Consider the following 25,531-nt stretch of genomic DNA (forward strand, 5'->3'; position numbering starts at 1 on the left):
AGGCTCAGAGACACCCTGGCCGGGGCGGGTCGATCCCGCCCCGCCGGCCTGCCCGGTCCCCGGCCTCGTCCGCGACCGGCTGCCCGGCCGTCCACGAGGCCAGGATGCGCAGGGCGTCGTACGACGGGCTGCCGGGCTCTGCGGTCAGCACCATGAGGCGCTGACCCGAGCCGTCGGGGCTGCTCCACGTGTCGCAGTCGAGCGTGAGGTCACCGACCATCCGGTGCCGGTAGTGCTTGGTGCCGTAGCTGGTGGTGATGACGCGGTGCTCCGCCCACCAGGTGCGGAAGTCGGTGTCCTGGACCGACAACTCACCGACGAGACGCGCCAGTTCGGGATCGTCGGACTCAGCGGCGGCCTGCATGCGCAGGGCGGCGACGGCGTCGCGGGCGTCGTGCTCCCACTGCCGGTGCATGCCGCGGACGGTCGGGTGCGTGAAGAGCAGGTGCACGTAGTTGCGCCGGCCCGGCGGGACCGCCGAGAAGTCGGTGTACAGGGCCGCGGCGGCGTCGTTCCAGGCCAGGACGTCCAGCCGCTTGCCGAGGACGACGGCGGGCGTCGCCGAGAGCTGGTCGAGCAGACGCCGCATCGCGGGCCTCACGCCCTGCGCGGGACGGCGGCGCCGCGGCTGCGCGTCGGCCTTGCCGGCGAGCTCGTACAGGTACCTCTGCTGGTCCTCGTCGAGGCGCAACGCACGGGCCAGCGGGGCGAGGACCGAAGCCGACGCCCGGACGCGGCCCTGCTCGAGCCGCGTGTAGTAGTCGACGCTGATCGCGGCGAGCTGCGCGACCTCCTCACGGCGCAGACCCGCGACCTTGCGCCCGGAATCCGCCGGCGGCAGACCGCATTCGTCCGGTGCCAGCTGCGCCCGGCGGGCTTTCAGGAAGGCTCCGAGTTCGCGAGGACCAGATGCCGCAGTCATGTGCCCCATTCTCCCGCGCACTCCCCCTGCTGTGAGGGGGCACGTTTCTTCCCCGGCAGGAACCCGCCTCTTTTGCCCACCCCGGCCAGGACGGAGGGTCGAAAGTGCCCGGCACGGTCCCGGGCGGCAGAGGGCCCGCCGAACGGGCGCGGCCCGCCACGACAGCGAACACGGAGAACCCTGTGGCCAAGACCACCGTCACCTTCGACAGCGCCGGCATCCCGCTCGCCGGCCACCTCTACACCCCCGACCACTCCCACGACGCCCCCGCCGCGCGGGGCCCGCGGCCCGCGGTCGTCGTCGGCCACCCCGGCACCGGCGTGAAGGAGCAGGCCGCCGGTCTCTACGCGCGGCGCCTGGCCGAGAAGGGCTTCGTCACGCTCGCCTTCGACGCGGCGCACCAGGGCGAGAGCGGCGGCGAACCCCGCGGCCTGGAGGACCCCGCCCAGCGGGTGGAGGACCTCAAGGCGGCCGTCTCCTACCTCACCACCCGCGACGACGTCGACGCCGGACGCATCGGCGCCCTGGGCATCTGCGCCTCCGGCGGCTACGTCCTTCCCGCGGCGGCCGGTGACCGGCGGATCAAGGCCGTCGGCACCGTCAGCGCGGTCGACGTCTCCCGCCAGTTCCGCCTGGGGGCGGACGGGACCCAGGACGCGGCCGTGTTCCAGGGCATGCTGGAGGCCGCTGCCGGCGCACGTACCGCCGAGGCCCGCGGCGAGGAGCCGCCCGTCCTGACCCTGTTCCCCGACACCGCGGACCAGGCCCGCGCACTGGGCGGGGAGCACGGCGTCGAGGGCTTCGACTACTACCGCACCCCGCGCGCCCGGCACCCCCGGGCCGCCGACTTCTTCACCTGGTCGAGCATCGACAGGATGGCGGCCTTCGACGCCTTCGCCCCCGTGCCGCTCATGGGCCCGCGCCCCCTGCTGATGGTCGTGGGGTCCCGCGCGGTCACCGCCTGGATGAGCGTCGACGCGTTCCAGCGCGCCACCGGCCCCAAGGAGTTGCACTGGATCGACGGCGCCGGCCACGTCGACCTCTACGACCGGGAGCGGTACGTCGACCCCGCGGTCCAGAAGCTCGCCGGCTTCTTCACCCGCAACCTGGACCCGGCCGCGGGCCACTGACCCCGGCGCCCGGGCGGGGTGTGCCGGTAGGGTCCGCGCATGCGTGACGTCGCAACCGGCGTCTGGCACTGGCAGACGCCGCATCCGGAATGGACGCCGGACGAGCCGTGGCCGCGGGAGGTGTCGTCGTACGCCGTCGACGACGGCACCCGGCTGCTCCTCCTCGACCCGCTGTCCGTTCCGGCCGGGCTGCTCGCGCTCGCCGCCGAACGGGATCCGGTCGTGGTGCTCACCGCTCCCTGGCACGAGCGCGACGCACGGGGTCTGGTCGAGGGCCTCGACGCACCGGTGTTCACTCCCCCGCCCGACACCGCCGACGACCTCGTACGGAAGTTCGGCGTCACGCGCGAACAGGCCGGTGACGGCAGCCCCGACCTCGCCTGGCTGCACACCGGTGACGGCGGCCATGGCCACTTGTACGCCGCGGGCGACCGACTCCCGGCGGGGATCGAGGCGTTCGCCGGGAGGGAGCACAACGACATGGTTCTGTGGGACGGCCGTGTGCGGGCCGTCATCCCCGGCGACACCCTGGTCGACTTCGGCCGCGGGCTGCAGATCAACGACCGGCTGCGGGACGGCGTCACGCGCGAGCAGGTGGTCCAGCGCCTGCGGCCGCTGCTCGCCCTCCCGGTCGAGCTCGTGCTCCCCGCACACGGCGCACCGGCGGACCGGGCCGCGCTGGAGCGTGCGCTGACCCTCTGACCTCACCTGGTCCGGCACAATGCGGACGTGATCCTGGACGCCATCGACGCCGTGGACTGGTCGGCGATACCCAACCCGACGTCGTAACCGGGCGACGAACCCGCACGGGTCGCCACGCGCTGCGGCGGCTGACCGTGTCGACCACGGCCAACGAGACGGGGAGTGCGGCGGCGGCACTGGGGGACCGCGGCTTCACCTGCGGGCACGCCGCCATGGTGTTCCCCGCGGCCTACCCCGCCACGGCGGTCCTGCTGGACCTCGTCGAGCACGGCCGGCGCCCGCGCATCAAGGACGTGGCCCTCTCGCTGGTGTTCGACGCACTGTGCTTCTCCCCGCTCGCCGGCCACAACCGCGTGGACACGCCCTACGGCACCGACGTCCCGCTCTGCTGCGCCATCGCGCGGCAGATCCGCAGCCGTGCCGGCGCCCTCCTCGCCCACGGCATCCACGGGAAGCACCTACTGGCGCAGGCCGCACTGCACTGGCGGCTGGCCGTCGAGGAGTCCGAGCCGCAACCCGACGGCACCACGACCGCCTTGGCGGTCCTCGAAGGCGAGCCCTTCGACACACCGGCCGAAGCAGAAGTGCACACGACGGAGCCGGCGAAGACGTTTCCGCCCGTGCGTATCGAGTCGCTGACGGCGGATGCCTCCGGCGCGGCCTACGTACGACTGGCGCACGCGCCGTACGGCGTGCTGTCGCCGGGGGGCGTCCTCTACGACGCCGAGTGCGGAAACCGCGAGCACTGAACTCACCCGTCGCGGCGTGCGAAGAGGATCCCCCCGAGCCTGCTCTCGGCCGAGGCGAGCGTCATCTGGGCCTCCACGGTGAAACCGGCGTCGCCGAGCCACGCGGCCATCCGGTCGGGCCGCCGCAGGTGGACCCGGACCTTCATCGGGTGGCCGCCGTAGCCCTGCGTCTTCAGTCGCGTCCCCTCGCCTGCGTGGAAGGCCAGCAGCAGCGGGCCGCCCGGCCGCAGGGCCCGCCGGAAGTGCGTGAGGACGGCGCCGACCGCGTCGTCGGGGACGTGGATCAGGGAATACCACGCGACCAGGGCCGCCACCGAGCCGTCGGGGAGGTCAAGGTCCGTCATGGAACCGACGTCGAACCGCACGCCGGGGTGCTCGCGCGTGGCCACCTGGATCATCGCGGGCGACAGGTCGATCCCGAAGGCGTCCGCACCCAGTCCGTTCAGGTGGGCCGTGATCCTCCCGGGTCCGCATCCGACGTCCGCGACCGGCCCTCCGCCACTGCTCCTGACCAGGTCGGCGAAGAGCGCCAGCACCGCACGTTCGTAGGGTGTTTCGTCCAGGAGGCCGCGGACCTGGTCGGCGTAGTCCTCGGCGACGGTGTCGTAAGACGTCCGGGTGTCCGCGAGCCAGTCGTCGGTGTCCATGGCCGGCCACGGTAGTTCACCGGGGGAACGGGTTCTCGGGCGGCACCCGCGCCCGGTAGGTTCGGTTGCCGTGACCGACGACGACGCGTGGGAGATCGGCCGGAGCCCGGCCGGGGGGCCGGAGCCGCCGCTCGCCGGGGGCGAGGCCGCGACGCTGCTGGGCTCGCTGGAGCGGCAGCGCGCGACCTTCGCGTGGAAGTGCGGCGGCCTGGACGCGGCGGGCCTGCGGGCGACGGTCGGTGCTTCGTCCGTGACCCTGGGCGGTCTGCTGAAGCACCTGGCGCACTGCGAGGACGCCACGTTCTCCCGGAAGTTCCTCGGGCGGGAGCCGGGTGCGCCGTGGGACACGGTGGACTGGCGCGCCGACCCCGAGTGGGACTGGCACTCCGCGGCGCAGGACGGCCCCGAACAGCTCATGGCGCTCTGGCGGGGCGCGGTCGCCCGCTCCCGGCACGTGGTCCGCGAGGCCCTGGCGGTGGGCGACCTCGGACAGTTGGGCCGCTGGACCACCCCTGACGGGCGGTCACCGAGCCTGCGGCGCATCCTCGTCGACCTCATCGAGGAGTACGCGCGGCACGTCGGGCACGCCGACCTCATCCGGGAGTCCGTCGACGGGCTCGTCGGCGAGGACCCGCCGGGCTGACGGACCGTGGCGGGCGACGCGGCGTCGTTCAGGCGGGGAACCGTACGCCCGTGAGCCGCTCGCTCTCCGTCCACAGCCGCTCGCCCTCGGCGGGGTCGTCCGCGCCGCGCGGCAGCCGTACCGGAACAGGCGTTCCGGAGGTCTGGTCGCGCCCGGCGGGGCCGAGGAACTGCCCGCTGCGGACGTCGGGGCTGGTGGCGGCGTACAGCGACGGCCAGGCCGCGCCCTCGGGCGAGCCCATCAGCGCCCGCGAGGAGACGGCGACGACCATCCGGGCGAGCGGGCCGCTGCTGTGCCGCTGCAGGTTCGTCATCGCAGAACCGGGATGGACGACGACCGCCTCGACGGAGGTGCCCGCAAGGCGGCGCGCCAGTTCCCGGGTGAACACGACGTTGGCGCGCTTGGACTTGGCGTAGGCGCCCATCGCTCCGTACCGGCGCTCGCTGTTGAGGTCGTCGAGCCGGCCGCTGCGCCATCGCGCGGCGACGGCGCTGACGGTCACGACACGGGCCGCCGACGACCGCAGCAGGGCCGGCATGAGCCCGGCGGTGAGGGCGAAGTGGCCGAGGTGGTTGGTGCCGAAGGTCAGCTCGAAGCCGTCGGTGGTGGTGCGGCGCTCGGGCACGTTCATGACGCCCGCGTTATTGATCAGCAGGTCGACCGCCCCCGGCCCCGCGGCCAGCCGCTCGCCCGCCCGCCGGATCGAGGCGAGGCTGCCGAGGTCGACGACGACCGTGCCGACGTCGGCGCCGGGCTGCTCGGCGGCGAGGGCGGCCGCCGCCTCGTCGAGCGTGTCCTGGCTGCGTCCGGCGAGGATCACGCGGGCGCCGTGCGTTGCGAGCACGCGTGCGGTCTCCAGTCCGATGCCGCTGTTCCCGCCCGTGACGAGGGCGGTGCGACCGCGCTGGTCGGCGATGGCGCCGGGGGTCCAGTGGCGGGTGGGGGCGGTGGTGGCGGGCATGCTCGGACTCCTATCAAGTGAACGTTCATTTAATAGCTAGACGGTGCCCTGCCCTGGCCGAGTTGTCAAATGAACGTTCAATAGCCGAGGATGCGTGCATGCGCACACGTGATCCGGAGCTGAAGCGGCGGCTGCTGCTGGAGGCGGCGCTGACCGAGTTCGCCGAGTACGGCGTCGCCGGGGCGCGGGTCGACCGGATCGCCGGACGCGCCGGGGTGAGCCCCGGCCTGACCTACTCCTTCTTCGACGGGAAGGAGGGCCTGTTCGAGGCCGTCTACGACGCCGTCGTCGAACAGGCCGTGGCCGGCATCCCCATCGACGCCGACGACCTGCCCGGCTACGCCGGCCGCCTCCACGACGCGGCCCTCGACCACCCCGAGGTCATGCGCTTCGTGGCCTGGTACGCCCTCGAACGCGGCGACGGCCGCGAGGTCCGGCCCGTCGTGGCCGCGTCCATGGCCGACAAGGTCGCCGCGGTCGAGGACGCGCAGCGGCGCGGCACCGTCACCGACCGCATGGGCGCGGGCGAACTCCTCGCCCTCGTCCTCGTCGTGGCCAACATGTGGCAGCGCCAAGGGGAGGACGTCCGCTCCCTGGTCCCGGCACCGGAGCGCAGGCGGGTCGTCGTGGAGTCGGTGCGGCAGCTCGTCACGCCCTGATCCGACGTCCGTACGCGAGGGGCACGAGTCCGCCGCGCGCACCCTCCCTACGCGGCAGGGAGGTTGACCCCCGCCCGTCCTGACGCCGCGCTCCCGACACGCGGCGCCCCCACCCCGTCCGGCGCAATCGCGACGGCCTCCGGCCTGCGCGGCGATCACCCACGGGGCAGCCTGGGAAGCGGAGCCCGCCCGGTCGTCCTCGCACGCCGACCGGGCGGGCCGCTGCGTCGGGGGCACCGGGATGACTCCGCGGGCCGCGGCGGTTGTACGGGGAGGAGAAGTACACCGCCACGCGAGGGAGCAGCGGACATGACCGCTCAGGACGTCGAACGCACCGGCTTCACCGAGCAGTGGGAGCGCTGGCACCGCGGCAAGGAGGAGGTGCTCGCCGGTCCGCACGGTTTCCTGGCGATCACGAGCCTGCGCTGGCTGGGACCGCGACCGGAACGCTTCGAGGACGCCCCCGGCACCTGGTCGGTCGCCGACGGCCATGTGGTGGTCGAGCTCGGCGACGGCGAGGAGTTGACCGTCGACGGCACGCCGGTACGAGGCCGGTACGACTTCGGCGTCATCGGCGAGCGCGACGGTGTCCACGCCGGCTTCGGCGACGCCGTCGTCGAGGTCGCCAAGCGCGGCGGACACGACATCCTGCGCCCACGCCACCCCGGCAACCCGCTGCGCACCGGCTTCACCGGGACGCCCGCCTACGCGCCCGATCCCCGCTGGGTCCGCGAGGGCCGATTCGTGCCCTACGACGCCCCGCGTCCGGTGACCGTGGGCGCGACGGTCGAGGGCCTGGAGCATGTCTACGACTCCCCCGGCCAGGTGGAGTTCGACGTGGACGGCGCGACGTACCGGCTCACCGTCTTCAACGGCTCGCGGCCGGGCGGCCTGATGGCGCTGTTCACCGACGCGACATCCGGGGTGACCACCTACGCGGCGAACCGCTCCCTGCAGATCGACCCGCCGGACGCCGGGGGCGGGGTGAGCCTGGACTTCAACCGTGCGGCCAACCTGCCCTGCGCGTACACCGACCTCGCCACCTGCCCCCTCCCGCCCGCCGGCAACCGGCTGCCGTTCGCCGTCGAGGCGGGCGAGAGGATCCCCCTGGAGCGGGGCGGCCGGGCCTGAACCCGGGGGTCGCTCAGCCGCGCAGGACCTCCCGGCCGAGCCGGCGGCGGGCCGGGTCCAGCGCGGCGTCGACCTCCTTGTTCCGCGCGACGTCCAGCACGACGGCGGCCGGATGGTGCTCCCGGCGCTCGACTGCGGCGCGGCGCAGGTGGGTCGGCGGGTGCGTCTGGTCCTCGACGTGGGCGGTCAGGGCGGACAGCCGGCGCCGCCGCTCCAGCTCATGCGCGGGAATCGACCCCACGTACTCCTTGAGCCGTTTCCAGACCGCCTCGTCGGGTTCCCTGTCGGCGCCCCGTGTGGCGCGGTGCACGGTGCCTGCGGTGACGTACTGCTGGTCGAGCCAGAAGGAGATGGCGTCGGCGAGCAGCAGGACGTCGAGCCCCCCGATGGCAGCCTCCGTCGAACCGATCCGCGCTTCGAGGTCGTCCGCGAGGTACTCGGCCTGCTGACTGGCGCGCAGGGTCAGGTGTGCCAGGACGTGCAGGAGCAGCAGCACGGCGGAGGCGGGTACGAACATGAACAGTCGTGCGGCGATCTCGATCATTCCCAGGCCGCTGGTGTCCTGCTGCGGACGCAGCAGCACGTACCACTCGACGAGCGTGCGGTGAGCGCTGGTGTCGCCGTTGACGAAGTGACCGAACTCGTGGCCGAGCAGGCCGACCCGCTGCTGCGGGGTCAGCACCTCCCACAGCCCGAGGCCGATCGTCAGCACCTTGCGACGGCGCAGGCCGACCGCCTGGACAGAGGCGTTGACCTGGGTGTCCACCACGACGACGTCCGCCCGTGGCGCTCCGAGGGCGTCGGCCACCTCGTCCAGCAGCGCGTAGAGCGCGGGCGCGTCCGCCCGGTGCAGCTGGTCCCCGTGCCGCGGCCTCCGCCCCAGCCGTGGACGCATCAGCCATGCCAGGCCCAGCAACAGGACGCCCAGCACGGCGGGGATGATCGCCCGCCAGCCCGTCACCAGCAGCCACACACCTGCAGCGGCCACGGCCAGCGTCAGCAGGTGCACGAGGCCGGCGATCGCGTAGGCGCCGACGTACGCCGCGCCCCGGCCGGGCCTCGGCGGCCGTTCCGACGTCATCCTGGCGAACAGTTCCTCGCCGTACGCCCGCGACAGGCGCCGGCGCAACGCGTCGACGGGTCCGTCGTGCTCCTCGTCGTCCTCGTTCCCGCCCCGCACGTTCCAGTCGCACGCCGCGCACCAGACGACGAACCGGTCGTCCTCCGTCAGCCGCTGCCCGCACTGCGGGCACGGTCTTCCTCGGCCTGTCCGCATGTCGCCCCTCCCCTTGATCATCTCGAGCCGGGGCATCGTAGTGGCGGTGCGGATGCTCCGCGCGCCCGGGGGCCACCGCCCGCCCCCGGGCGAAGGGTTCACCCGGGGTCCGTGTGGTTCACCGCCAGACCGGAAGATCCGTGCCCCAGCGCCCCGGGGGGCGGGTCCAGTCGGCCGGGGCGCCGTGGTAGCCCAGGGGCGGGAGGGCGTGGACCAGGCATCCGTAGGCGGAGTCGGCGACGGCGAGCCGGCTCGTGGGGTCGTGGTCCCCACCGGTTCCGGTTCCGGTCTGCGCGTCGCCCGGGCCGATGCCGTGCGTCAGCCAGGAGGCCGTGGCCGTCAGCGACAGCCGCAGCAGCCTTCCGCCGCCGTGGCGGCGGGCGTCGGCCAGGGCGCGCAGGACCGCCGCGGCCAGCAGGTAGCCGGTGCCGTGGTCGAGGGCCTGCGCGGGGAGGACGCCCGGACGGCCGTCCGGTCCGGCCTCGATCGAGGCGATGCCGCAGCGCGCCTGCACCAGGCTGTCGAAGCCGCGCCGCCCCGCCCAGGGACCTGACCGTTCCCAGGCGCGGAGCTGGGCGACGACCAGCCCCGGCCGCCGCTCGCGCAGCGCCTCCGCCGAGAGGCCGAAGCGGTCCAGTGCGCCGGGGCGGTAGCCGGTCACGACCACGTCGGCGGAGGCGAGGAGGTCCTCGAGGACCGTCCGGTCGGGACCGGAGAGGTCGAGCCGCGCCGACCGCTTCCCGAAGCCGGTGTCGGCGTGGGCCGACTCGTCCTCCGGCAGACGGGGGCTGTCCACCCGCAGGACGTCCGCGCCCAGCAGCGCCAGCGTGCGCGTGGCGACCGGTCCGGCGATGACCCGCGTCAGGTCGAGCACGCGGACATCCGCCGCGGGCAGCCCCGCCGGAGGCAGGGGGCGCACCGGAGCGTCGTCGGTGCGCTCGGTCTCCACGAGCGGCCGCGCCGCCGGGCCCGGATCCCGTACGGCGACGGCCAGCCCGCCCGCCGCGTAGACGGTCTCCTCGACCTCCGCGGCCTTGCGCCCGGCCAGCTCCTCCGCCAGCCGTCGGGCCAGTGCGTCCTCGTCGCCGCCGTCACCACCGTCGGGAAGGCCGAGGGCGGCGGTCAACCGGGCTCGGTGGTGCGGGTAGTTGGCATGGGTGCGCACCCAGCCGTCCGCGGTGCGCCAGAAGCCGGACAGCGCAGCGAAGGACGTGGCCGCCCGGCCGTCGATCCGCAGGTGCCGCTCGCTCACGAACGCGGTGGCCACCGCCCCCTCGTCGACCAGCACCGCAGGCGGCGGCCCGCCGGAGCGCAGCGCGAGCAGTTCGGCCGCGGCGAGCGAGCAGACCCCGACCGTGGCCCGGGCCATCCGGCGTACCGGCAGCCGGGCGGGCAGCACCCCGGCCACCTCCCGGTACGCCACGTGTTCCGCCCGCTCGGGGACGCCGCCGAGGGCCTCCCAGGCCTCGACGGTCGGACGGTCGGGCGGCTGCTGCATCGTGTCGTTCCTTCCTCGGAGGGCGGCCGTTCAGCGGGGCGGGCGCCGCCGGTACAGCCCCTCCTGCACGACGGAGGCGACCAGGCGGCCGTCCCGGGTGAAGAACTGACCCCGGGCCAGGCCCCGGGACGACGCGTACGTCGGGCTCTCCATGGCGAACAGCAGCCACTCGTCGGCGCGGAACGGCCGGTGGAACCACACGGCGTGGTCGAGCGATGCGGCCTGCCGCACGCCGGGGTGGTCGGCGTAGGGCAGGCTGGCCGTCGCGAGCAGCCGGATGTCGGAGAAGTAGGTCAGGGCGCAGGCGTGCAGCAACGGCCCTCCGGGCAGGGCGTCGCGGGTGCGGACCCACAACTGCTGGCGCGGGCCCTGCCCGATGCTGGGCAGTCCCTTGTCGGGGTCGCCCACGCAGCGGGACTCCAGGACGGCCTCGAAGACGGACGCTCCCCGCCGGGCACGTCCGAGCTCCCACAGCTCGGGCAGTCCCTCGGGCCCGGGCGCCTCGGGCGCGTCCGCCTGGTGCTCGTCGCTGTCCTCCGGGCGGTGGAAGGAGGCGGAGAGGCTGAAGATCGCCTCGCCGTCCTGGATCGCGACCACCCGCCGGGTGGCGAAGGAGCGTCCGTCCCGGGTCCGGTCGACCTCGTAGACGATGGGCCGGTCGGTACGGCCCGCGCGGATGAAGTAGCCGTGCAGGGAGTGGACGAGCAGGTCGGGGGCGGGCAGGGTCGAGCCCGCCGCGATCAGCGACTGCGCCGCGACCTGGCCGCCGAAGGCCCGCAACGGCATCCCGGCGTGGCAGAAGCCGCGGTAGAGGTTCTCCTCCAGCCGCTCCAGGGTCAGCAGTTCCGTGAACGACGTGGCCGTCTCGGCCAGGTCCGGGACGTTCTGCTGCATGGGTTCACCGCCAGGGTGCGTACGGCCGGGCGCTCACCGCTCGCCCACTTCTGTGCATGACGCACATGGTAGGGCCGCCGACCTGCGCGGACCCGGCGGGGTCGGACCGGCCCCGCTGGTCACCGGCGGTGCGGGGCCCAGCGGTTGAGGGTGGTGCCGTCCGCGGCCAGGGTGAGCCAGGTGCCGTCGCCGAGCGCGACGGGGAGCGCACCGCACCCCTGGCGACGCGGAGGACCGTGCCGATGGCGGCCCATACGACGGGCACCTCGCAGTCGTGGGCGCGCAGGACGAGGACGGCGGTGACGTCGTCGATGAGTGGGCGCGCAAGGGGGAAGTGCCGCGGCATGTCGGCTTGCCGCTCCTAAACGATCACGGGAAGGTACCGTTATGACCTCGAAATCCTCTGCCGTGCCCCTGGCCGGCCGTGTCGCCGTCGTCACCGGCGCTTCCAGCGGCATCGGGGAAGCGACTGCCGAGCACCTGGCGTCACTGGGTGCGAAGGTGGCAGTACTGGCCCGCCGCGAGGACCGGCTTGCCGTCCTGGCTTCGCGGATCGAGGGTCAAGGCGGCACCGCCCTGGCGATCCCGGTGGACGTGACCGACGCGCAGGCGGTGCGTGCCGCTGCCAACAAGGTGAAGAACGACTTCGGCGGCGCCGACCTGCTGTTCAACAACGCGGGTGTGATGCTGCCGGCCCCGATCGAGGAGCTCGCCACCGACCAGTGGCAGCAGCAGATCGATCTGAACATCACCGGCCTGATGCACATCATCGGAGCGTTTGTTCCGCAGCTGGTCGAGACGGCTGCCGAGCGTGGCGTCAGCGACCTGGTCAACACTTCGTCGATCGCCGCGCAGAACATCTTCCCCAACTTCGCCGTCTACTCGGGTACAAAGGCCTACGTCACGCACTTGTCGCGCCACCTGCGTACGGAGCTCGGTCCGAAGAACGTGCGAGTGTCGGCCATCGAGCCTGGCATCGTCGGCACGGAGTTGCAGAGCCATGTGACCGATTCCGGTGCCCTGGAGTGGCTGGCGGGCTCCAAGGAGACGATCGAGTGGCTGACGGCCCAGGACATCGCCCGTACCGTCGGTTTCCTCGTCTCCCAGCCGGCGCACGTCAACCTCCAGCAGGTCACGATCATGCCCACCGGCCAGCCGAGCTGAGCTGTCGTCAGGCGTCACTGCGGGGACGGCGGCAGGTCGAGGACGCAATGCCCGCCGCGGGGACCCGAGCAACGATCCCGTACTACGACACGTACCGCCGAATGCTGCGGCATCATCTGCCTCCGACGACCCCGCATGTCATCCTGAAACGATCGGTCAGTGGCCGCGCGGTGCGGTGATGTCGTACGAGATGCGCCCCGCGGGCAGGTAGAACAGCGCGATGAGGGCGCCGCCGCGGACCTCGGGGTAGTGGTGGCTGCCGGGGGCGGGGGCGGTCCAGCCCGGCCCCTGCCAGCCGCTGGGGCCGGCGAGCTGCGCGTCACGGTCGACGGGCGCCACGAGGTTGATCTCGCCGTAGGGGTGGGCGTGGTACTGGCCCCGGTAGCGGGCCTGGCTGTTCATGTACACCGCGGTGATGCTGAAGTACTGCGTCTCCGCCGAGGGCGGTGCGATGAGGCTGCGCCGGTAGTTCGGGCCGTCGACCTCGGCGTTCGCGGCCCAGCCCTCCTCGACGCCGAGCTTGATCAGGCGCGAGAGGTGCCCGTACAGCTCGCTGCGCGGGCCGTGGGTGCCGTTCAGCCAGTCCTCGAGTTCCTTGCCCGCGGTGCGGTTCCTGACCGCTTCCAGGAAGGGGATGCTGCGCTCGATGAGCTCCCGTCGGTGATCCATCGTCCGTCCTCCTCGGCACCCGGGGTGGCCGTCGCACCCCGTCGGTGCCAGGGTGACAGCGGGTTTCGTTATCGTCAATGGTTGTAACTAAACGCCCGGACGGAGTCCCCGCACGCCGATCAGCGTTACAGTTCCTATCTGTAATGAATTGTCCGCTCTGACCCGTCTCCCCCGTCGTGGGGCGGCGGGCCGGTCGAGGAGGCGAGGCCCGTGCACGAGCCCATCAAGCGTGCGGGGAGCCATCACACCCATGGCCGTACGGCGCTCCGCGGGCTGAAGCGGTCCAGGTCCTGGCGGGCATGGCGGCTGTCCGAGGCCGGCACCCCCGTCGCACTCGTGCTGATCATCACGACGATCGGTTTCCTCGCGCCCTCCGACGTGCACCTGGCGTCCCTGCTCATCGCCGCGCCCGCCCTGACGGCGGCGATCTCGACGGCGCGCGCCACCACCGGGGTGGCCGCGCTGTCACTGGTGGCCGCGGTGACCTGCGACGTCCACGACGGGCTGCTCCGCTCCCCCGTCCTGCCGACGCATGTCGCGGCCCTGCTGGTGGTCTCCGTCTTCCTCATCGCGTTCTGCAGCACCCGCGACCGCAACCGCCGGGAGGCGAGCCAGCTGCGGGCGATCTCCGAGGCGGCGCAGCAGGTCGTCCTGCGGCCCCTCCCCCGGCGGATCGAGGGCCTGCGGGTCGCCTCGGTGTACCGGGCGGCCGAGACGATGGCCGAGGTCGGAGGCGACCTGTACGCCGCGGCACGGACGCCGTACGGCACCCGGCTCCTCATCGGTGACGTCAAGGGCAAGGGCCTGCAGGCGCTCGACGACACGGCGGCGCTGCTCGGCGCCTTCCGCGAGGCGGTGCACCAGCACCCCACCCTGCCCGGCCTGGCCGCGGCGCTGGAGGGCAGCGTGCGCCGGCACGTGGCCGAGGCGTCCGAGGCCGACGCCGACGCGCCGGAGCGGTTCATCACCGCACTGCTGGTGGAGTTCCCGGCCGGCGGGGGCCTCGTGCGCACGGTCAGCTGCGGGCACCCGTTGCCGCTGCTGCTGCGCGACGGCCGCATCACCGCCCTCGCGGGCCCGGCGCCCGCGCCGCCGCTCGGCCTGGCCGGCCTCGACCCCGCCGCGTACCGCGTGGACCGCTTCCCGCTCGCCCCGGGCGACCTGCTCCTGCTCTACACCGACGGCCTCGCCGAGGCCCGGGACCGCTCGGGCGCCTTCTACTCCGTGGCCGACCTCGGGATCCCCCGGGACACGGCCGTATACGACCCGGAATCCCTGCTCCAGGAAGTCCTGGCGGACCTGCTCCGCCACACGGAGGGGCGGCTCAACGACGACGTGGCGCTGGTGGCCGTGCAGTGTCCGCCCGCGGGCTGACGCGAGGCTGCGCCGTCCCACTCAGGCAGCCGGGTCGTCCAGCTCGATGCGGGCACCGTCAGCGTCCGGCGGCCACAGGGGCTCGGGCACCCGCGCCCCGAACGACGCGCCCCACCGGTTGCGCGACGAGACCTCGTGGACCGGACGCCGGTTGGCGGCGACCCCCCAGCGGCCCAGTGGATACCCGAACGCCAGCATCGCGATCATCCGCCAGCCGTCCGCGGTGGGCACGCCCAGCAGGTCGCGGACGGTGTCGGCCTCGTAGCGCAGGACCGTGGTCAGCACGCCGCCGATGCCCTCGGCTCCCGCGGCCAGCAGCGAACTCCAGATGGCCGGGTAGATGTTCGCGCCGCCGTGGTCGTCCACCGCGAAGACGAAGACCAGCAGGGGGATCTCGGCGAAGTGCTCGACGAAGTGGTCCCCGGAGCTCTTGATGCGCCCCAGGGACTTCGCCCGCCGTGCGGGGTCCTCGTGCGGTGCCGTACCGAGCCGGCCGGCCTCGATGTCGGCGTACTCCCGCTGCCGGCAGGACGCGTAGAGCTCGGCGAGCCTCGCCTTGAGCCCGGGGTCGTCCACGGCGAGGAAGTGCCAGCGTTGCGTGTTGCCGCCGTTGGGCGCCCGGATGGCGGCGTCCAGGATCCGGCACCGGCTCTCCATCGGGAGGGGATCCGGCTTCATGGCGCATGATCCGGGTCGTGTAGAGCGCTTCGTAGACGTCCACCGGTCAACTCCCAGGGCGCGAGCGGCGGTTACGTTACAAATATTCACCGTAACACCAACGGAAGTCGCCTGCCCGCGCCCTGGACCGCCCCGGCCTGCGCCGCGCCCGGCCGGATCAGCCGGAGCCGGCGGGGCGCACCGCGATGGCGGGCCAGACGGTGTCGACGAGGCGGTCCGGGATGTCCGCACCGGATCCCCCGGTGCGCAGGTAGTCCGCGAAGTAGCTGCCGAAGCAGAGGGTCACGACGGTGTCGAGGTCGACGTCCTCACGGACCTCGCCGCGCTCGCGGAGCCGCCGCAGGGTCTGCGCCAACTCGTCGCACCGCGGCCCGACCCCGTGCTCGCGCAGCTGCTCCAGCAGGCCGGGTGCACGTTCAACCTCCGCCATGAAGTTGCCGTGCAGGGCCATCGCGCCCTTGTTGTGGTACCGCGGATCGAGGCGGCGCACGGCCTCACGGAACGCCTCGACTCCGGACAGCGCGTCCATGTCGACGTCCGGGTACGCCTCGCGCTGGGCGCGCAGTCCGTACTGGAGGGCGTCGACGACCAGGTCGTACTTGTTCGCCCAACGCCGGTACAGCGTGGGCCGCGTGACCCCGGCGTCGGCGACGATGTCCCCGATGGTCATCTGCGCATACCCGTCGGCGACCAGCCGCTTGCGCGTCGCCCGGATGATCGCCTCCTCGATCGCCGGGTCCCGCGGCCGGCCACCGGCCCGCGAGCCGGCGCCGCGGTCGGCCCCCTTGTCGTCCTTGGCGCTTCCGGTGCGGTCGTCGCCGCTCATCCGCGGTCCTCTCTGTGCCCGGACACGGCCACATGCCATCGATTGCGGGCGTTACATTACATAAGTGTAATGTAACGGCCCCTCACTTCACCACGCGGACGCCTCTCGCGGGGTGCGGGCGCCGCGCCGGTGGGGGTGCCGAGCGCGGGCGGCGCAGCTATCGTACCGACTGGACGGTATGAGCCGATCCCCCGCGAGCCCCCAAGGAGCCCCGCATGCCGCGCGCGAAGTCCAACGGTATAGAGCTCGAGTACGACACCTTCGGCAGCGCCGGCGATCCGGCGCTGCTGCTCGTCATGGGCCTCGGTGCGCAAATGACGCTGTGGCGTCCGGAGTTCTGCTCCGCGCTCGCGGACCGCGGTTTCTTCGTGGTGCGCTATGACAACCGCGACGCGGGCCTGTCGACCGGTCTCGACGAGCACCCTGTCCCGGACATCGGCGCCGTGCTGTCGGGCGACCCCTCCAGCGTCCCCTATCTGCTGGCCGACATGGCGGACGACGCCGTGGGGCTGCTGGACGCGCTGGACATCCCGGCCGCGCACGTCGTCGGCGCCTCGATGGGCGGCATGATCGCCCAGCAGCTGACGATCGACCACCCCGGCCGGGTGCTGTCGCTGTGCTCGATCATGTCCACCACCGGCGACCGGTCGGTCGGCCGCGCCTCGGCGGAGGCCATCGCGGCGATGCCCGGCTCGAACGGCGTCCCCTTGACGCGCGAGGCCGTCATCGACGACGGGGTCCGCAGGTCGGCCGTGATCGGCTCCCCCGCCTACCCGCCGGCTCCGCAGGAGCTGCGCGAGCGCGTGACCGCCGCCTACGACCGGGCGTACCGCCCGGAGGGCTACGTGCGCCAGTACGCGGCGATCCTCGCCTCCCCGGACCGCACGCCGGGCCTGCGGTCGGTGGCGGTACCGACGGTGGTCGTGCACGGCGAGCAGGACCCCCTGATCGACCACAGCGGCGGCCGGGCGACGGCGGCCGCGGTCCCCGGCAGCGAACTGCTGCTGATCCCGGGCATGGGTCACGACTTGCCGGAGCAGGTGTGGCCGGCGGTCGTCGACGCGATCGCCCGCAACGCCGCCAGGGCCACCGCCGCCTGAGCCCGGACACCCGGTCCGGTCGTGCATGGCGGTGTCCGGCCCGGCCTGCCGGAGCCGGCCCGGACACCGCCACCTACCGCAGCCGCCGCACCGACGCCGCCGGCGGACGCTCGCGCAGGGCGCCGTAGCCGATGAAGTACGCGGGCACCCGCTTGAGCCAGGGTGTGGAGTTGAGCAGGCCGGCGAGCCGCCCCGCGCGATCCGCGTCGCCGAGCGGGGAGCGTCCGGCCAGCACCGGGGCGACGAAGCGGCGGTGGGCCAGGCGCTGCAGGGCCTGCGTGGCGGCCGTGGTCGGCCACCGGCGGAACTGGACGGCGCGTACGTCCCGCAATCCGACGCTGCCGCGGCGCAGCGGCTCCACGAGGTGGCGCGCGGTGGCGACGGCGTCCTCGACGGCGAGGTTGATGCCGATCCCGAAGACCGGCGACATCGCGTGGGCGGCGTCGCCGATGCACAGCAGCCCCGGGCGGTGCCAGCGCTCCAGCCGGTCGCAACGCACGTCGAGGAGCTTCACCTCGCCCCAGGAGCGCACCGCGCGCACGCGGTCGCCCAGCCACGGCACCGCGGCCGAGTACGCGGCGAGGAAGCGGTCCAGGCCCGCGGCCCGGCGGTCGGCGTCGCTGCCCTTGGGGATCAGCGCGGCGCACTGCCAGTACTCCCCCCGGTCGATCATCGCGGTGAGGAAGCGGTCGCCGACTCCGGCCACCAGCCCCTGCGGGTCGCCCGGGTGGTGCCGCGGCACCCGGAACCACCACGCGTCCATCGGACAGCCGAATTCCCGCAGGCCCAGTTCCGGCCGCGACCGTGCCAGTGACCCGCGGCCGTCGCAGGCCACGGTCAGGGTGGCCCGCAGTTCGCCGCCACCGCCCTCCGCGGTGCGGTAGCGCACGCCGGTGATCCGGCCGCGCTCCTCCAGGAAGGAGGTCGCCTCGGTGCCCATGCGCAGGGTGAACGTCGGCTCGCGGCGGGCCTCGTCCGCCAGGAGCGCGAGCAGGTCCCACTGCGGCACCATCGCCACGTAGTTGTACGGGCCCCGCAGGGTGGAGACGTCCGAGACGGTGACCAGGGACCGCCCGGGCCCGATCGGCAACTGGACGGTGGTGACGCGGCGTTGCGGCAGGGCGGCGAAGCGCTCGGCGAGGCCGAGTTCGTCCAGCAGGGCGAGGGTCGAGGGGTGCACGGTGTCGCCGCGGAAGTCGCGCAGGAAGTCGCCGTGCTTCTCCAGGACGGTGACCTCCACCCCCGCCCTGGCCAGCAGCAGGGCGAGCACCATGCCCGCCGGGCCGCCGCCCACCACGCAGCAGGTGGTCCGTTCCATCGCAGCCCACCCTCCGCCGTCATCCGCATCCCGGCCCCGATATAACGGGACATATTATCCTTGAACGGTGCACATTGATGCCGTCATGAGGTGCCACGCACTCCCGGAGGCCTGATGAGCCAGCAGCCGGTCACCCTGCCCTTCACCGATCCGGCCTTCGTCGCCGATCCCTTCCCCCTCTACCAGGAGCTACGCCAGGAGGGCCCGGTGCGCCGCGCGGTCATCCAGGGCGAGCTGGAGGCCTGGCTGGTCACCCGGTACGAGGACGGCCTGGCGGCCCTGACCGATCCACGGCTGAGCAGCGACGTCCGCGACGCCGCGGACCCGCGGCTCATGGCGCGGCTGCCCACCACCGAGCGCGAGTCGATGATCCGCACGATGCTGCGCGCCGACCCGCCCGACCACACCCGGCTGCGCCGGCTGGTCTCCAAGGCGTTCACCGCCCGCCGGGTGGCCGAGCTGGAGCCGCGGGTCCAGGCCGTCACCGACGAGCTCCTCGACGCGATCGTCCCGGCCGGGCGCGCCGACCTGGTCGAGGACTTCGCGCTGCCGCTGCCGGTCACGGTCATCAGCGAACTGCTCGGCGTGCCCGTCTCCGACCGCTACGACTTCCAGCGGTGGACCGACGACATGGTCCTCCAGGGCCCCCAGCCGCCGGACCCGGCCAAGATCGAGGCGGCCTGGAAGCAGATGCACGGCTACCTCACGGCCCTGCTGGACGCCAAGCGGGCGCACCCCGGGGACGACCTGCTGAGCGCGCTGATCGCCACCCACGACGACGAGCAGCGGCTGGACCGGCACGAACTGATCGCGATGGCCTTCCTGCTCCTGGTCGCCGGGTACATCACCACCGTCAACCTCATCGGCAACGGCATCGCGGCGCTGCTCACCCACCCGGACCAGCTGCGCATGCTGCGCGAGGACCCTGGGCTGCTGCCCGGCGCGATCGAGGAGTTCCTGCGGTACGACGGGCCGGTCAACCCCGGCATCGCGCGCTTCGCCCGCGAGGACCTGACCATCGCGGGGGTGGCGATCCCGCGGGGCGCGACGGTGGTGGTCGCCTCCGCCATCGCCGACCGCGACCCGGCGCGGTTCGGCGACCCGGACCGCCTGGACATCACCCGGGAGGACAACGCCCACCTCGCCTTCGGGCACGGCATCCACTACTGCCTGGGGGCGCCGCTGGCCCGGCTGGAGGGCAGGATCGCCATCGGCACCGCCCTGCGCCGGCTGCCCGGACTCGCGCTGGCCGTTCCGCCCGGGGAGCTGCGCTGGCGGCCGCGGGTGCTGCGCGGCCCCTCGCGGTTGCCCGTCACCTTCGGTTCCACCGACAGCTGAGGCCGGGGCGCCCGGACCGGGCGCCGGCCGTGTCCGCACGCGTACCGCCGGGCGAGCCGTACAGGGGGCTCGCCCGGCGGGGCGGATTCGGCGGGAGCCGGTCAGATGCGTGAGCCTCCGGTGGGGCCCCTCATGTCCGAGGACTTCCCCCGGCCCGTGCCCGGCCGCATCGAGGACGCCGCCAGCGCGAGTGCCAGAGCGATGACGCCGACCACCACGTTGTTGACGATCGTGCGCGTCGTGTCGACGTTCCCCGCGATGCACCACGGCGAGATGATCGTCCACAGGCCGATGATGGCGGCGGCCCACGCCATGGAGTGCGTGCGCTCGAACGCCCTGCCCACGCCGCCCATGAGCATGGCGTACGCGATGCCGGCTATCAGGTTGCCGACGGCAATCGTCGACAGGCCGTTGAAGCCCACGATCCAGGGGGACGCCGCCAGGTAGGTGCCGGTCACCAGGCCCATGGCCTCGATCGCCTGGCCCCGGTTGGTGGCGGTCGTCCGTTCGTACTCCGCGCGCAGCGCCAGCAGGTCGGGGTGCTGCTCGATACTCGGTCGCGTAGAGGCCATCTAAACCATCCCCACTCATTTCGGACGTTTCACCCCACACTTACCCATGATGCGGCGGTCGAGACGTGGAGATTCGCGCGGGACGGTACGAGCGGCCCGGAACGCCCTGGTCACGGGGTCCAGGAGCGTGCGACGGGGCGGTCAGACGATCTGCTCGGTGTCGATCCGGGCGTCCACGCGCTTGTAGGCGTCCGGCTGCTGGGTGAGCACCGGAAGACCGGTGGACAGCGCCAGGTGCGCGGCGTGCGCGGTGGCGATGTCCGTCGCGCGCTCGTGGGCGATCTGCGCGACGGACCAGCAGGTGGCCTCGCCGAGCGCCCGGAAGACGAAGCAGGGCGCCGCCAGGGCGTCCTGGAGGCGTTCGTACACCTCACCGAGGACCGACTCGGTCAGGCCCTGCGCGAAGGGCACCGCCGGGACGTACAGCGGCACCGCGGTCTGGGCCGAGCGGATGACCCGGGCGACCATGTACGGCCGCCCCAGGGCGAGAGCCCGGACGGCGGTGTGGTCGAGGATGTACCCGCCGCTCACGCCGCCTGACCCGGGTCCGCGGGCGGAGCGGTCTCGAAGCCGCGCCGCGCGTCGGCGGAGGCGACGGCCTCGAGGGCGGCCTCCCACTCGCCGGGGTGGTCCTGGCGGGCCCGTGCGGCGAGCCAGTCGACGGCGCGCAGGGCGCGTTCGGTGCGCTGGAGCCGTTCGGTGACGGCCGCCTCGATGAACGCGGACCGGTTGCCGCCGGGGCCACCGGCCAGCTTGTCGACCGCGGCGACGGTGTCCTCGTCGAGGGTGATGGTGACCTTCTGCTTCGCCATACGGTCACCATACCGATGTATGGCCGCACGGGGGGACGATCGTCACCCGACCGGACGACCGCGTGTCGGACCCGGATGGGACGATGTCCCCCGCAGTTACGGACTCAGGGGAAGGCTGTACCGGCCATGTCGCTCATCCACCACACGACGCTGACGCCGACCAAGCTGGAGCTGCTCACGCAGTGGCTCCCCCGGCAGCCCTGGTACGCGGGCACGGGACGGGCGCCGGAGCTCGTGAAGGCAGGCGGTTTCCGCCTGGACGACCCCCTGGGCGAGGTCGGGGTGGAGTTCATGGTGGTCACCGACCAGGACGGCGCCGCGTACCACGTGCCCATGGCCTACCGCGGCGCGCCGCTGGCCGGCGCCGAGGACGCGCTCATCGGCACCACGGAGCACGGGGTACTGGGCAAGCGCTGGATCTACGACGGCGCGCACGACCCGGTTGTGGTGGCCCAGTTGACCGCCCTGGTACGAGGTGAGGCCGAGGCGCAGGCCCAGAGCCTCAGCGACACGCCCGACCCGACCGTCGCCCGCCACTACGCCGGCCCGGTGGACGCCGCCGTGTCCGGCGCTGGATCCGTGACCGACGGCCCGGAGGCCACGACCGACGTCACCCTCGACGCGGGCCCGGCCGGGCGCCTGGTCCTCCGCGTGACGCGGGCGCTGCGCCCCGGCGCTGTCGACGGCACCGCGGGCGGCGCGCTCGGTCACGTCGACGCCCGCTGGCAGCAGCCGGACGGCACCGAGGCCCGAGCGGTCTTCGCCGCCCTCCGGAAGGCCGCCGCCGGCTGAGCGGCGGGGCGACTGAGCCACGGCGACGATCGCCGAACTGCCGTGCGCGCAGGGCGCTTTCGGTAATCTCCCGCCATGAAGATCATGGGGGGTGTGGCGGTGGGAGCCGTCTTCGGGACGGTCACCTCGCTCGTCAACGCGCTGTCGTCGCCGTACACCGAACTCGGGGCCCCGGTCACCGGCACCCTCTGGGGCGGCGCGGCCAAGGTGCTGAGCCTGCTGCTGGACGCGGGCTGGTCCTGGGCCGCGCTCGCGGTGGCCGCGGGCCTGCTCGCCGGGACCAACGCCCGCGGCATGCTGGCCGGACCGCTGGCGCTGATCGCCGCCACGGCGACGTACTACCTGACCGACCGCCTCCTCGTGGACGCGGGCAGCGACGTCCTCCTCTGGGCGGTGGTCGCGGTGTTCTTCGGTCCGATGCTGGGCATCGCCGGCGCGGCCGTCCGGCGGCCCGGCCTGACCGGCCTCCTGGCCGCGTTGACGGTGCCGGTCGGTGCCGCCGTCCAGATGGTCGTACTGCCGCCCCGGCCGCATATGACGGTGACCCCGGCGATCGCCGTGGCCGAGGCCATGGTCTGGACGGCCGCGGCGGCAGGCGCGGCGTGGGCCGTCCACCGCTTCCTCGCCGAGCGGCGTGCCGTCAGGACCGGGTGACGGCCCCTGCTCACCGAGCGGGGGGAGGCCGCCTGGCGGAGACTGGGGAGAGCACGGTCGTGCCGCCGTGATCGTCGAACGGGTCGCCCCAGGGAGCGGACATGCGCATCGACCTCACCGGACGGACCGCCTTGGTGACGGCATCGACGCAGGGCATCGGAGCGGCCATCGCGGCCGGGCTCGCACGGGCCGGAGCCCGCGTGGGCGTCAACGGCCGCGACCCGGACCGCGTGGACCAGGCCCTCAAGGAGCTGCGGGACGAGGTGCCGGACGGCGAGTTCGTCGCCGTCGGAGCCGACGTGGCCACCGACGAGGGCGCCGAACGGGCCCGCGAGGCCGTGCCGGACGTCGACATCCTCATCAACAACCTCGGCGTCTACGGCGCCAGGGACGCCCTCGAGATCGACGACGCCGAGTGGCGCCGGTACTTCGAGGTCAACGTCCTGTCCGCCGTCCGCCTGACCCGGATGTACATGCCGCGGATGCTGGAGCGGGACTGGGGCCGCATCCAGTACATCTCCAGCGAGTCCGGCGTGGCCATCCCCGTCGAGATGATCCAGTACGGGATGACGAAGACGGCGATGCTCGCCCTCGGGCGCGGCTTCGCGAAGAAGGCCGCGGGTTCGGGCGTCACGGTGAACTCGGTCCTGGTCGGTCCGACCCGTACCGCGGGCGTGGAGGAGTTCGTCCAAAGGCTCGTCGGCAGCGAGTTGCCCTGGGAGGAGGCGCAGCGCGTCTTCATGCGCGAGCACCGCCCGCAGTCACTGCTGCAACGCCTCATCGAGCCGGCGGAGATCGCCAACATGGTGGTGTACCTCAGCTCCGACCTCGCGTCGGCCACCACCGGCGGCGCCGTGCGTGTCGACGGGGGATGCGTGGACGCCATCGTCCCCTGAGGCGGCGTCAGGCGCCGGGTCGCGTCAGTCGCCGGGTCGCGTCATCCGTGCCGTGCGCTCCAGCCAGGCGGCCGTGACCGAGCTGTGTCGCTCGACGACGTCCTCCGGTTCCCCGTTGAGCAGGGCGAAGGCCACCTGCTCCAGGCCGAAGGTGAGATACCACGTCCACGCGCGGTGCAGGGTCGGCCGGTCGACCGCCGCCGCCACCTTGTCCCAGCCGTGCCAGGCCAGGCAGGCGGCGTCGACGGCCGGGTCGAACGGCTGGGCGAGGTCCCAGTCCAGCACGCCGACCACGCGGCCGTCGTCGCTCCAGTGCAGGTTGCCGCCGGCCAGGTCGCCGTGGACCAGGGACGGTTCGACCGGGGGAAGGTCCAGGGCGGCGCCCACGCGGCGGCGCGCCTCGGCCCGCCACGTGCGCGGCAGCCGGGGGACGACGTCGCGCTCCATCATCTCGGCCCACCGGTCACCGCCCGCGTATTCGTGCGCGGCGCCCAGCAGGCCCTGGAGGTCGCGGCAGTCCACGCCCTTCAGCGCCCGCAGCAGCCCTGCGAGGTGTTCCGGTCCGCCACCCCCGCCCCGGGGTGCGGGCGTTCCTCCCAGCCAGGACAGCGCGACAGCGGTGTGCCCCGCCACCCGGACCACGTCGGACAGCGGGCGCGGCACGGCGAAGGGCAGGTCCAGGGCGCCCAGGCGGCGCAGCAGCTCCATGCGCCGCGACAGCGCCGCGACCGCGGTGGGGTTCCTGGCGACGCGCACGACCGCTACGCCCGGAAGCAGCACCACATGGTGCGAGCCACCGACCGCGAGGGTCGCGCCGCGCAGGTCGCGTCCTGGCAGCAGGGCCGCGGCCACGCTCAGCAGTTCCTCGGGCACGTGATCGACCATCACCGCAGCGTAGGGCCCCGGCACGTGACGCGATAGCCTTTCGATCATGGCGGACTGGAACATACGGCCGGCTGCGGCCACGGACGTCGAGGCGGTGGCTGAGCTGCGCGCCGTGGCGATGCGGGCCGACCTGGAGCGGCTCGGGCGGTACGACGAGCACCGCGTGCGGCAGCGCCTGCGGGACGCCTTCGCGCCGGAGCACACCTGGGTCATCGACGTGGGCGGCGGTCTCGCCGGCTGCGTCGCCCTGCGGCCTGCCGGGGACGCCCACTGGCTGGAGCACTTCTACGTGGATCCGCGCCTGCAGGGCGGCGGCATCGGCACGGCCGTACTGCGGGAGCTGCTGGAGCGGTGCGACCGGGACGGCGTCCCGGTCAGGCTGAACGTGCTGCGGGGCAGTGCGGCCCGGCGGCTGTACGAGCGGCACGGGTTCACCGTCGACACCGAGGATCCGGTCGACGTGTTCATGGTCCGCGAGCCCGCCGCCGTGTGCGGCGGTTGACCCCTGGGGGTCGCCGGAACGATCCGGTCAGCCGCGCGGGCGCTCGTCGCGCCGGCCGGCGCGGGGCGGCCTGGCCGTTCCGTGCAGCTTCTTGGCGTAGGCGCGGTACCGCCTGCGGGACCGCATCGGCATGAGCACACGGACGCGCAGCGGGGCGCCCTTCAGGAGCCCCTTCATGACGACGGGGTCGCCCTCGTAGAGGGTCATCCCGAACTGCAGGTCCAGGTGGTTGCGCGGCGTCACGGACGCGCCGTGGCCCCCGAGTTCGGCCCACTCCGCGGCCGTGATGTGCCGCTCGGCCAGCGGCAGGATCGTCTCCTCCTCCAGCCGCATGTGCTCGAACGCGATGCGGTTCAGCCGGTCGGCGATCTCGGCGGCCATCGTCCCCTGCGTGGAGGAACCGTTGACGCGCCAGCTCCGGACCGCCCCGGCCAGTTCGTCGCAGACGGCGTGCAGCTGCTCGTGCTGCTCCTCCATCACGTGTACCAGCGGGGCGAGCTCGTCGCTGACACGCTCCAGGAGCCGGGGCCACAGCCCGATGTCCTCGCCTTCGTGGTGCCCGATGAGCGCGGAGAGCATGATGTCGACGTGCTCGGCCACGACGCGGGCCCTCGCCAAGTCGCCCTCGGCGACGCCCCGCACCAGCGCGGGCGTCAGCCCGAACTCCCGCCGGAACATCGTGTGCACCACGTGCATCTCCTGGACGTTGGCCATCGGCACGGCGTTGTCGGTGCTCATC

At 73.5% G+C, this 25,531-nt stretch carries 30 protein-coding genes; 14 read left to right on the forward strand and 16 right to left on the reverse strand.

The genetic code is table 11. The features are described from left to right. Window positions 1–4: 4 nt before the first annotated feature. Window positions 5–922, reverse strand: a complete 918-nt coding sequence (locus ABZ312_RS28935; protein WP_500357933.1) for a helix-turn-helix domain-containing protein — start codon at window positions 920–922, stop codon at window positions 5–7. 182 nt (window positions 923–1,104) lie between these two features. Here ABZ312_RS28935 and ABZ312_RS28940 point away from each other — a divergent pair, with 182 nt between their 5' ends. The 3 genes from ABZ312_RS28940 (at window position 1,105) to ABZ312_RS28950 (ending at window position 3,503) form a co-directional block, all read left to right on the forward strand. Beyond that, entirely contained in the window at window positions 1,105–2,052 is a 948-nt protein-coding gene (locus ABZ312_RS28940) for an alpha/beta hydrolase (RefSeq protein ID WP_500328814.1), read from the forward strand. Window positions 2,053–2,091: 39 nt separating this feature from the next. After that, complete coding sequence (locus ABZ312_RS28945; protein ID WP_500439083.1) at window positions 2,092–2,754, forward strand: MBL fold metallo-hydrolase; 663 nt, start codon at window positions 2,092–2,094, stop codon at window positions 2,752–2,754. 134 nt (window positions 2,755–2,888) lie between these two features. Further along, a complete protein-coding gene (locus ABZ312_RS28950; RefSeq protein WP_500357935.1) occupies window positions 2,889–3,503 on the forward strand; it encodes a hypothetical protein in 615 nt (204 codons plus the stop codon). A 2-nt stretch (window positions 3,504–3,505) separates the two neighbouring features. Here ABZ312_RS28950 and ABZ312_RS28955 read toward each other — a convergent pair whose 3' ends face one another. Next, entirely contained in the window at window positions 3,506–4,150 is a 645-nt protein-coding gene (locus ABZ312_RS28955; RefSeq protein WP_500439084.1) for a class I SAM-dependent methyltransferase, read from the reverse strand. Window positions 4,151–4,220: 70 nt separating this feature from the next. Between ABZ312_RS28955 and ABZ312_RS28960 the strand changes: the two genes are divergently transcribed. Further along, window positions 4,221–4,793: a DinB family protein gene (locus ABZ312_RS28960; protein WP_500328818.1), complete on the forward strand. Its 573-nt coding sequence runs from the start codon at window positions 4,221–4,223 to the stop codon at window positions 4,791–4,793. 28 nt (window positions 4,794–4,821) lie between these two features. Here ABZ312_RS28960 and ABZ312_RS28965 read toward each other — a convergent pair whose 3' ends face one another. Continuing rightward, window positions 4,822–5,754 carry an oxidoreductase gene (locus ABZ312_RS28965; RefSeq protein WP_500439085.1) on the reverse strand — a complete coding sequence of 311 codons (933 nt, stop codon included), beginning with the start codon at window positions 5,752–5,754 and terminating at the stop codon, window positions 4,822–4,824. A 98-nt stretch (window positions 5,755–5,852) separates the two neighbouring features. On the opposite strand from ABZ312_RS28965, the gene ABZ312_RS28970 reads away from it, so the two are divergent. Next, window positions 5,853–6,413, forward strand: coding sequence for a TetR family transcriptional regulator (locus tag ABZ312_RS28970; protein ID WP_500328820.1), 561 nt, complete (start codon window positions 5,853–5,855; stop codon window positions 6,411–6,413). A gap of 309 nt (window positions 6,414–6,722) precedes the next feature. Continuing rightward, the gene (locus ABZ312_RS28975) at window positions 6,723–7,544 is read left to right on the forward strand and encodes a DUF1684 domain-containing protein (RefSeq protein ID WP_500328821.1); all 822 of its coding nucleotides are present in this window, start codon (window positions 6,723–6,725) and stop codon (window positions 7,542–7,544) included. 13 nt (window positions 7,545–7,557) lie between these two features. On the opposite strand, the gene ABZ312_RS28980 is transcribed toward ABZ312_RS28975, so the two are convergent. From ABZ312_RS28980 to ABZ312_RS28995, 4 genes are all read right to left on the reverse strand, one after another. After that, complete coding sequence (locus ABZ312_RS28980; protein WP_500439086.1) at window positions 7,558–8,820, reverse strand: M48 family metallopeptidase; 1,263 nt, start codon at window positions 8,818–8,820, stop codon at window positions 7,558–7,560. 118 nt (window positions 8,821–8,938) lie between these two features. Further along, window positions 8,939–10,318 (reverse strand): CoA transferase, encoded by a 1,380-nt coding sequence (locus ABZ312_RS28985; RefSeq protein WP_500357938.1) that lies wholly within the window; start codon window positions 10,316–10,318, stop codon window positions 8,939–8,941. 30 nt (window positions 10,319–10,348) lie between these two features. Continuing rightward, on the reverse strand, window positions 10,349–11,212 hold the full coding sequence (locus ABZ312_RS28990; protein ID WP_500439087.1) for an acyl-CoA thioesterase: 864 nt from the start codon (window positions 11,210–11,212) through the stop codon (window positions 10,349–10,351). Window positions 11,213–11,331: 119 nt separating this feature from the next. Next, window positions 11,332–11,466: a hypothetical protein gene (locus ABZ312_RS28995; protein ID WP_500328825.1), complete on the reverse strand. Its 135-nt coding sequence runs from the start codon at window positions 11,464–11,466 to the stop codon at window positions 11,332–11,334. A gap of 133 nt (window positions 11,467–11,599) precedes the next feature. Between ABZ312_RS28995 and ABZ312_RS29000 the strand changes: the two genes are divergently transcribed. Continuing rightward, the gene (locus tag ABZ312_RS29000) at window positions 11,600–12,376 is read left to right on the forward strand and encodes an SDR family oxidoreductase (protein WP_500328826.1); all 777 of its coding nucleotides are present in this window, start codon (window positions 11,600–11,602) and stop codon (window positions 12,374–12,376) included. 156 nt (window positions 12,377–12,532) lie between these two features. Here ABZ312_RS29000 and ABZ312_RS29005 read toward each other — a convergent pair whose 3' ends face one another. Beyond that, entirely contained in the window at window positions 12,533–13,045 is a 513-nt protein-coding gene (locus ABZ312_RS29005; protein ID WP_500328827.1) for a 4-hydroxylaminobenzoate lyase, read from the reverse strand. Between the two features lie 210 nt (window positions 13,046–13,255). Between ABZ312_RS29005 and ABZ312_RS29010 the strand changes: the two genes are divergently transcribed. After that, the gene (locus ABZ312_RS29010) at window positions 13,256–14,419 is read left to right on the forward strand and encodes a PP2C family protein-serine/threonine phosphatase (RefSeq protein WP_500439088.1); all 1,164 of its coding nucleotides are present in this window, start codon (window positions 13,256–13,258) and stop codon (window positions 14,417–14,419) included. Between the two features lie 21 nt (window positions 14,420–14,440). On the opposite strand, the gene ABZ312_RS29015 is transcribed toward ABZ312_RS29010, so the two are convergent. Together ABZ312_RS29015 and ABZ312_RS29020 are read right to left on the reverse strand one after the other, a co-directional pair. Continuing rightward, window positions 14,441–15,097 carry a nitroreductase family protein gene (locus tag ABZ312_RS29015; protein WP_500357945.1) on the reverse strand — a complete coding sequence of 219 codons (657 nt, stop codon included), beginning with the start codon at window positions 15,095–15,097 and terminating at the stop codon, window positions 14,441–14,443. Between the two features lie 157 nt (window positions 15,098–15,254). Then, complete coding sequence (locus ABZ312_RS29020) at window positions 15,255–15,923, reverse strand: TetR/AcrR family transcriptional regulator (RefSeq protein WP_500328831.1); 669 nt, start codon at window positions 15,921–15,923, stop codon at window positions 15,255–15,257. Between the two features lie 215 nt (window positions 15,924–16,138). Between ABZ312_RS29020 and ABZ312_RS29025 the strand changes: the two genes are divergently transcribed. After that, the gene (locus tag ABZ312_RS29025) at window positions 16,139–17,023 is read left to right on the forward strand and encodes an alpha/beta fold hydrolase (protein WP_500328832.1); all 885 of its coding nucleotides are present in this window, start codon (window positions 16,139–16,141) and stop codon (window positions 17,021–17,023) included. Between the two features lie 73 nt (window positions 17,024–17,096). Here ABZ312_RS29025 and ABZ312_RS29030 read toward each other — a convergent pair whose 3' ends face one another. Beyond that, complete coding sequence (locus ABZ312_RS29030) at window positions 17,097–18,341, reverse strand: FAD-dependent oxidoreductase (protein ID WP_500439089.1); 1,245 nt, start codon at window positions 18,339–18,341, stop codon at window positions 17,097–17,099. Window positions 18,342–18,455: 114 nt separating this feature from the next. Here ABZ312_RS29030 and ABZ312_RS29035 point away from each other — a divergent pair, with 114 nt between their 5' ends. Next, the gene (locus ABZ312_RS29035) at window positions 18,456–19,679 is read left to right on the forward strand and encodes a cytochrome P450 family protein (protein ID WP_500439090.1); all 1,224 of its coding nucleotides are present in this window, start codon (window positions 18,456–18,458) and stop codon (window positions 19,677–19,679) included. A gap of 101 nt (window positions 19,680–19,780) precedes the next feature. Here the strand turns inward: ABZ312_RS29035 and ABZ312_RS29040 are convergent, their stop codons facing one another. The 3 genes from ABZ312_RS29040 to ABZ312_RS29050 form a co-directional block, all read right to left on the reverse strand. Then, window positions 19,781–20,251, reverse strand: a complete 471-nt coding sequence (locus ABZ312_RS29040; protein WP_500328835.1) for an SPW repeat protein — start codon at window positions 20,249–20,251, stop codon at window positions 19,781–19,783. Window positions 20,252–20,392: 141 nt separating this feature from the next. Next, window positions 20,393–20,782 (reverse strand): hypothetical protein, encoded by a 390-nt coding sequence (locus tag ABZ312_RS29045; protein ID WP_500328836.1) that lies wholly within the window; start codon window positions 20,780–20,782, stop codon window positions 20,393–20,395. Beyond that, window positions 20,779–21,063: a ribbon-helix-helix domain-containing protein gene (locus ABZ312_RS29050; protein ID WP_499509169.1), complete on the reverse strand. Its 285-nt coding sequence runs from the start codon at window positions 21,061–21,063 to the stop codon at window positions 20,779–20,781. The genes ABZ312_RS29045 and ABZ312_RS29050 overlap by 4 nt, the downstream gene beginning before the upstream one ends. A 126-nt stretch (window positions 21,064–21,189) precedes the next feature. Here ABZ312_RS29050 and ABZ312_RS29055 point away from each other — a divergent pair, with 126 nt between their 5' ends. From ABZ312_RS29055 to ABZ312_RS29065, 3 genes are all read left to right on the forward strand, one after another. Beyond that, window positions 21,190–21,855 (forward strand): maltokinase N-terminal cap-like domain-containing protein, encoded by a 666-nt coding sequence (locus tag ABZ312_RS29055; RefSeq protein WP_500328837.1) that lies wholly within the window; start codon window positions 21,190–21,192, stop codon window positions 21,853–21,855. A 75-nt stretch (window positions 21,856–21,930) separates the two neighbouring features. Continuing rightward, window positions 21,931–22,509 (forward strand): hypothetical protein, encoded by a 579-nt coding sequence (locus ABZ312_RS29060; protein WP_500439091.1) that lies wholly within the window; start codon window positions 21,931–21,933, stop codon window positions 22,507–22,509. Window positions 22,510–22,610: 101 nt separating this feature from the next. Further along, the gene (locus ABZ312_RS29065) at window positions 22,611–23,405 is read left to right on the forward strand and encodes an SDR family NAD(P)-dependent oxidoreductase (protein ID WP_500357946.1); all 795 of its coding nucleotides are present in this window, start codon (window positions 22,611–22,613) and stop codon (window positions 23,403–23,405) included. A gap of 24 nt (window positions 23,406–23,429) precedes the next feature. On the opposite strand, the gene ABZ312_RS29070 is transcribed toward ABZ312_RS29065, so the two are convergent. Then, a complete protein-coding gene (locus tag ABZ312_RS29070) occupies window positions 23,430–24,290 on the reverse strand; it encodes a phosphotransferase (protein WP_500328840.1) in 861 nt (286 codons plus the stop codon). A gap of 46 nt (window positions 24,291–24,336) precedes the next feature. Here ABZ312_RS29070 and ABZ312_RS29075 point away from each other — a divergent pair, with 46 nt between their 5' ends. Further along, window positions 24,337–24,792, forward strand: a complete 456-nt coding sequence (locus ABZ312_RS29075; protein WP_500328841.1) for a GNAT family N-acetyltransferase — start codon at window positions 24,337–24,339, stop codon at window positions 24,790–24,792. 27 nt (window positions 24,793–24,819) lie between these two features. Here the strand turns inward: ABZ312_RS29075 and ABZ312_RS29080 are convergent, their stop codons facing one another. Next, complete coding sequence (locus ABZ312_RS29080) at window positions 24,820–25,530, reverse strand: hemerythrin domain-containing protein (protein ID WP_500439092.1); 711 nt, start codon at window positions 25,528–25,530, stop codon at window positions 24,820–24,822. Window position 25,531 lies beyond the last annotated feature (1 nt).

Origin of the sequence: Streptomyces sp. NPDC006207, from assembly GCF_040613835.1 — a bacterium.
In the GTDB taxonomy this organism is placed as follows: domain Bacteria; phylum Actinomycetota; class Actinomycetes; order Streptomycetales; family Streptomycetaceae; genus Actinacidiphila.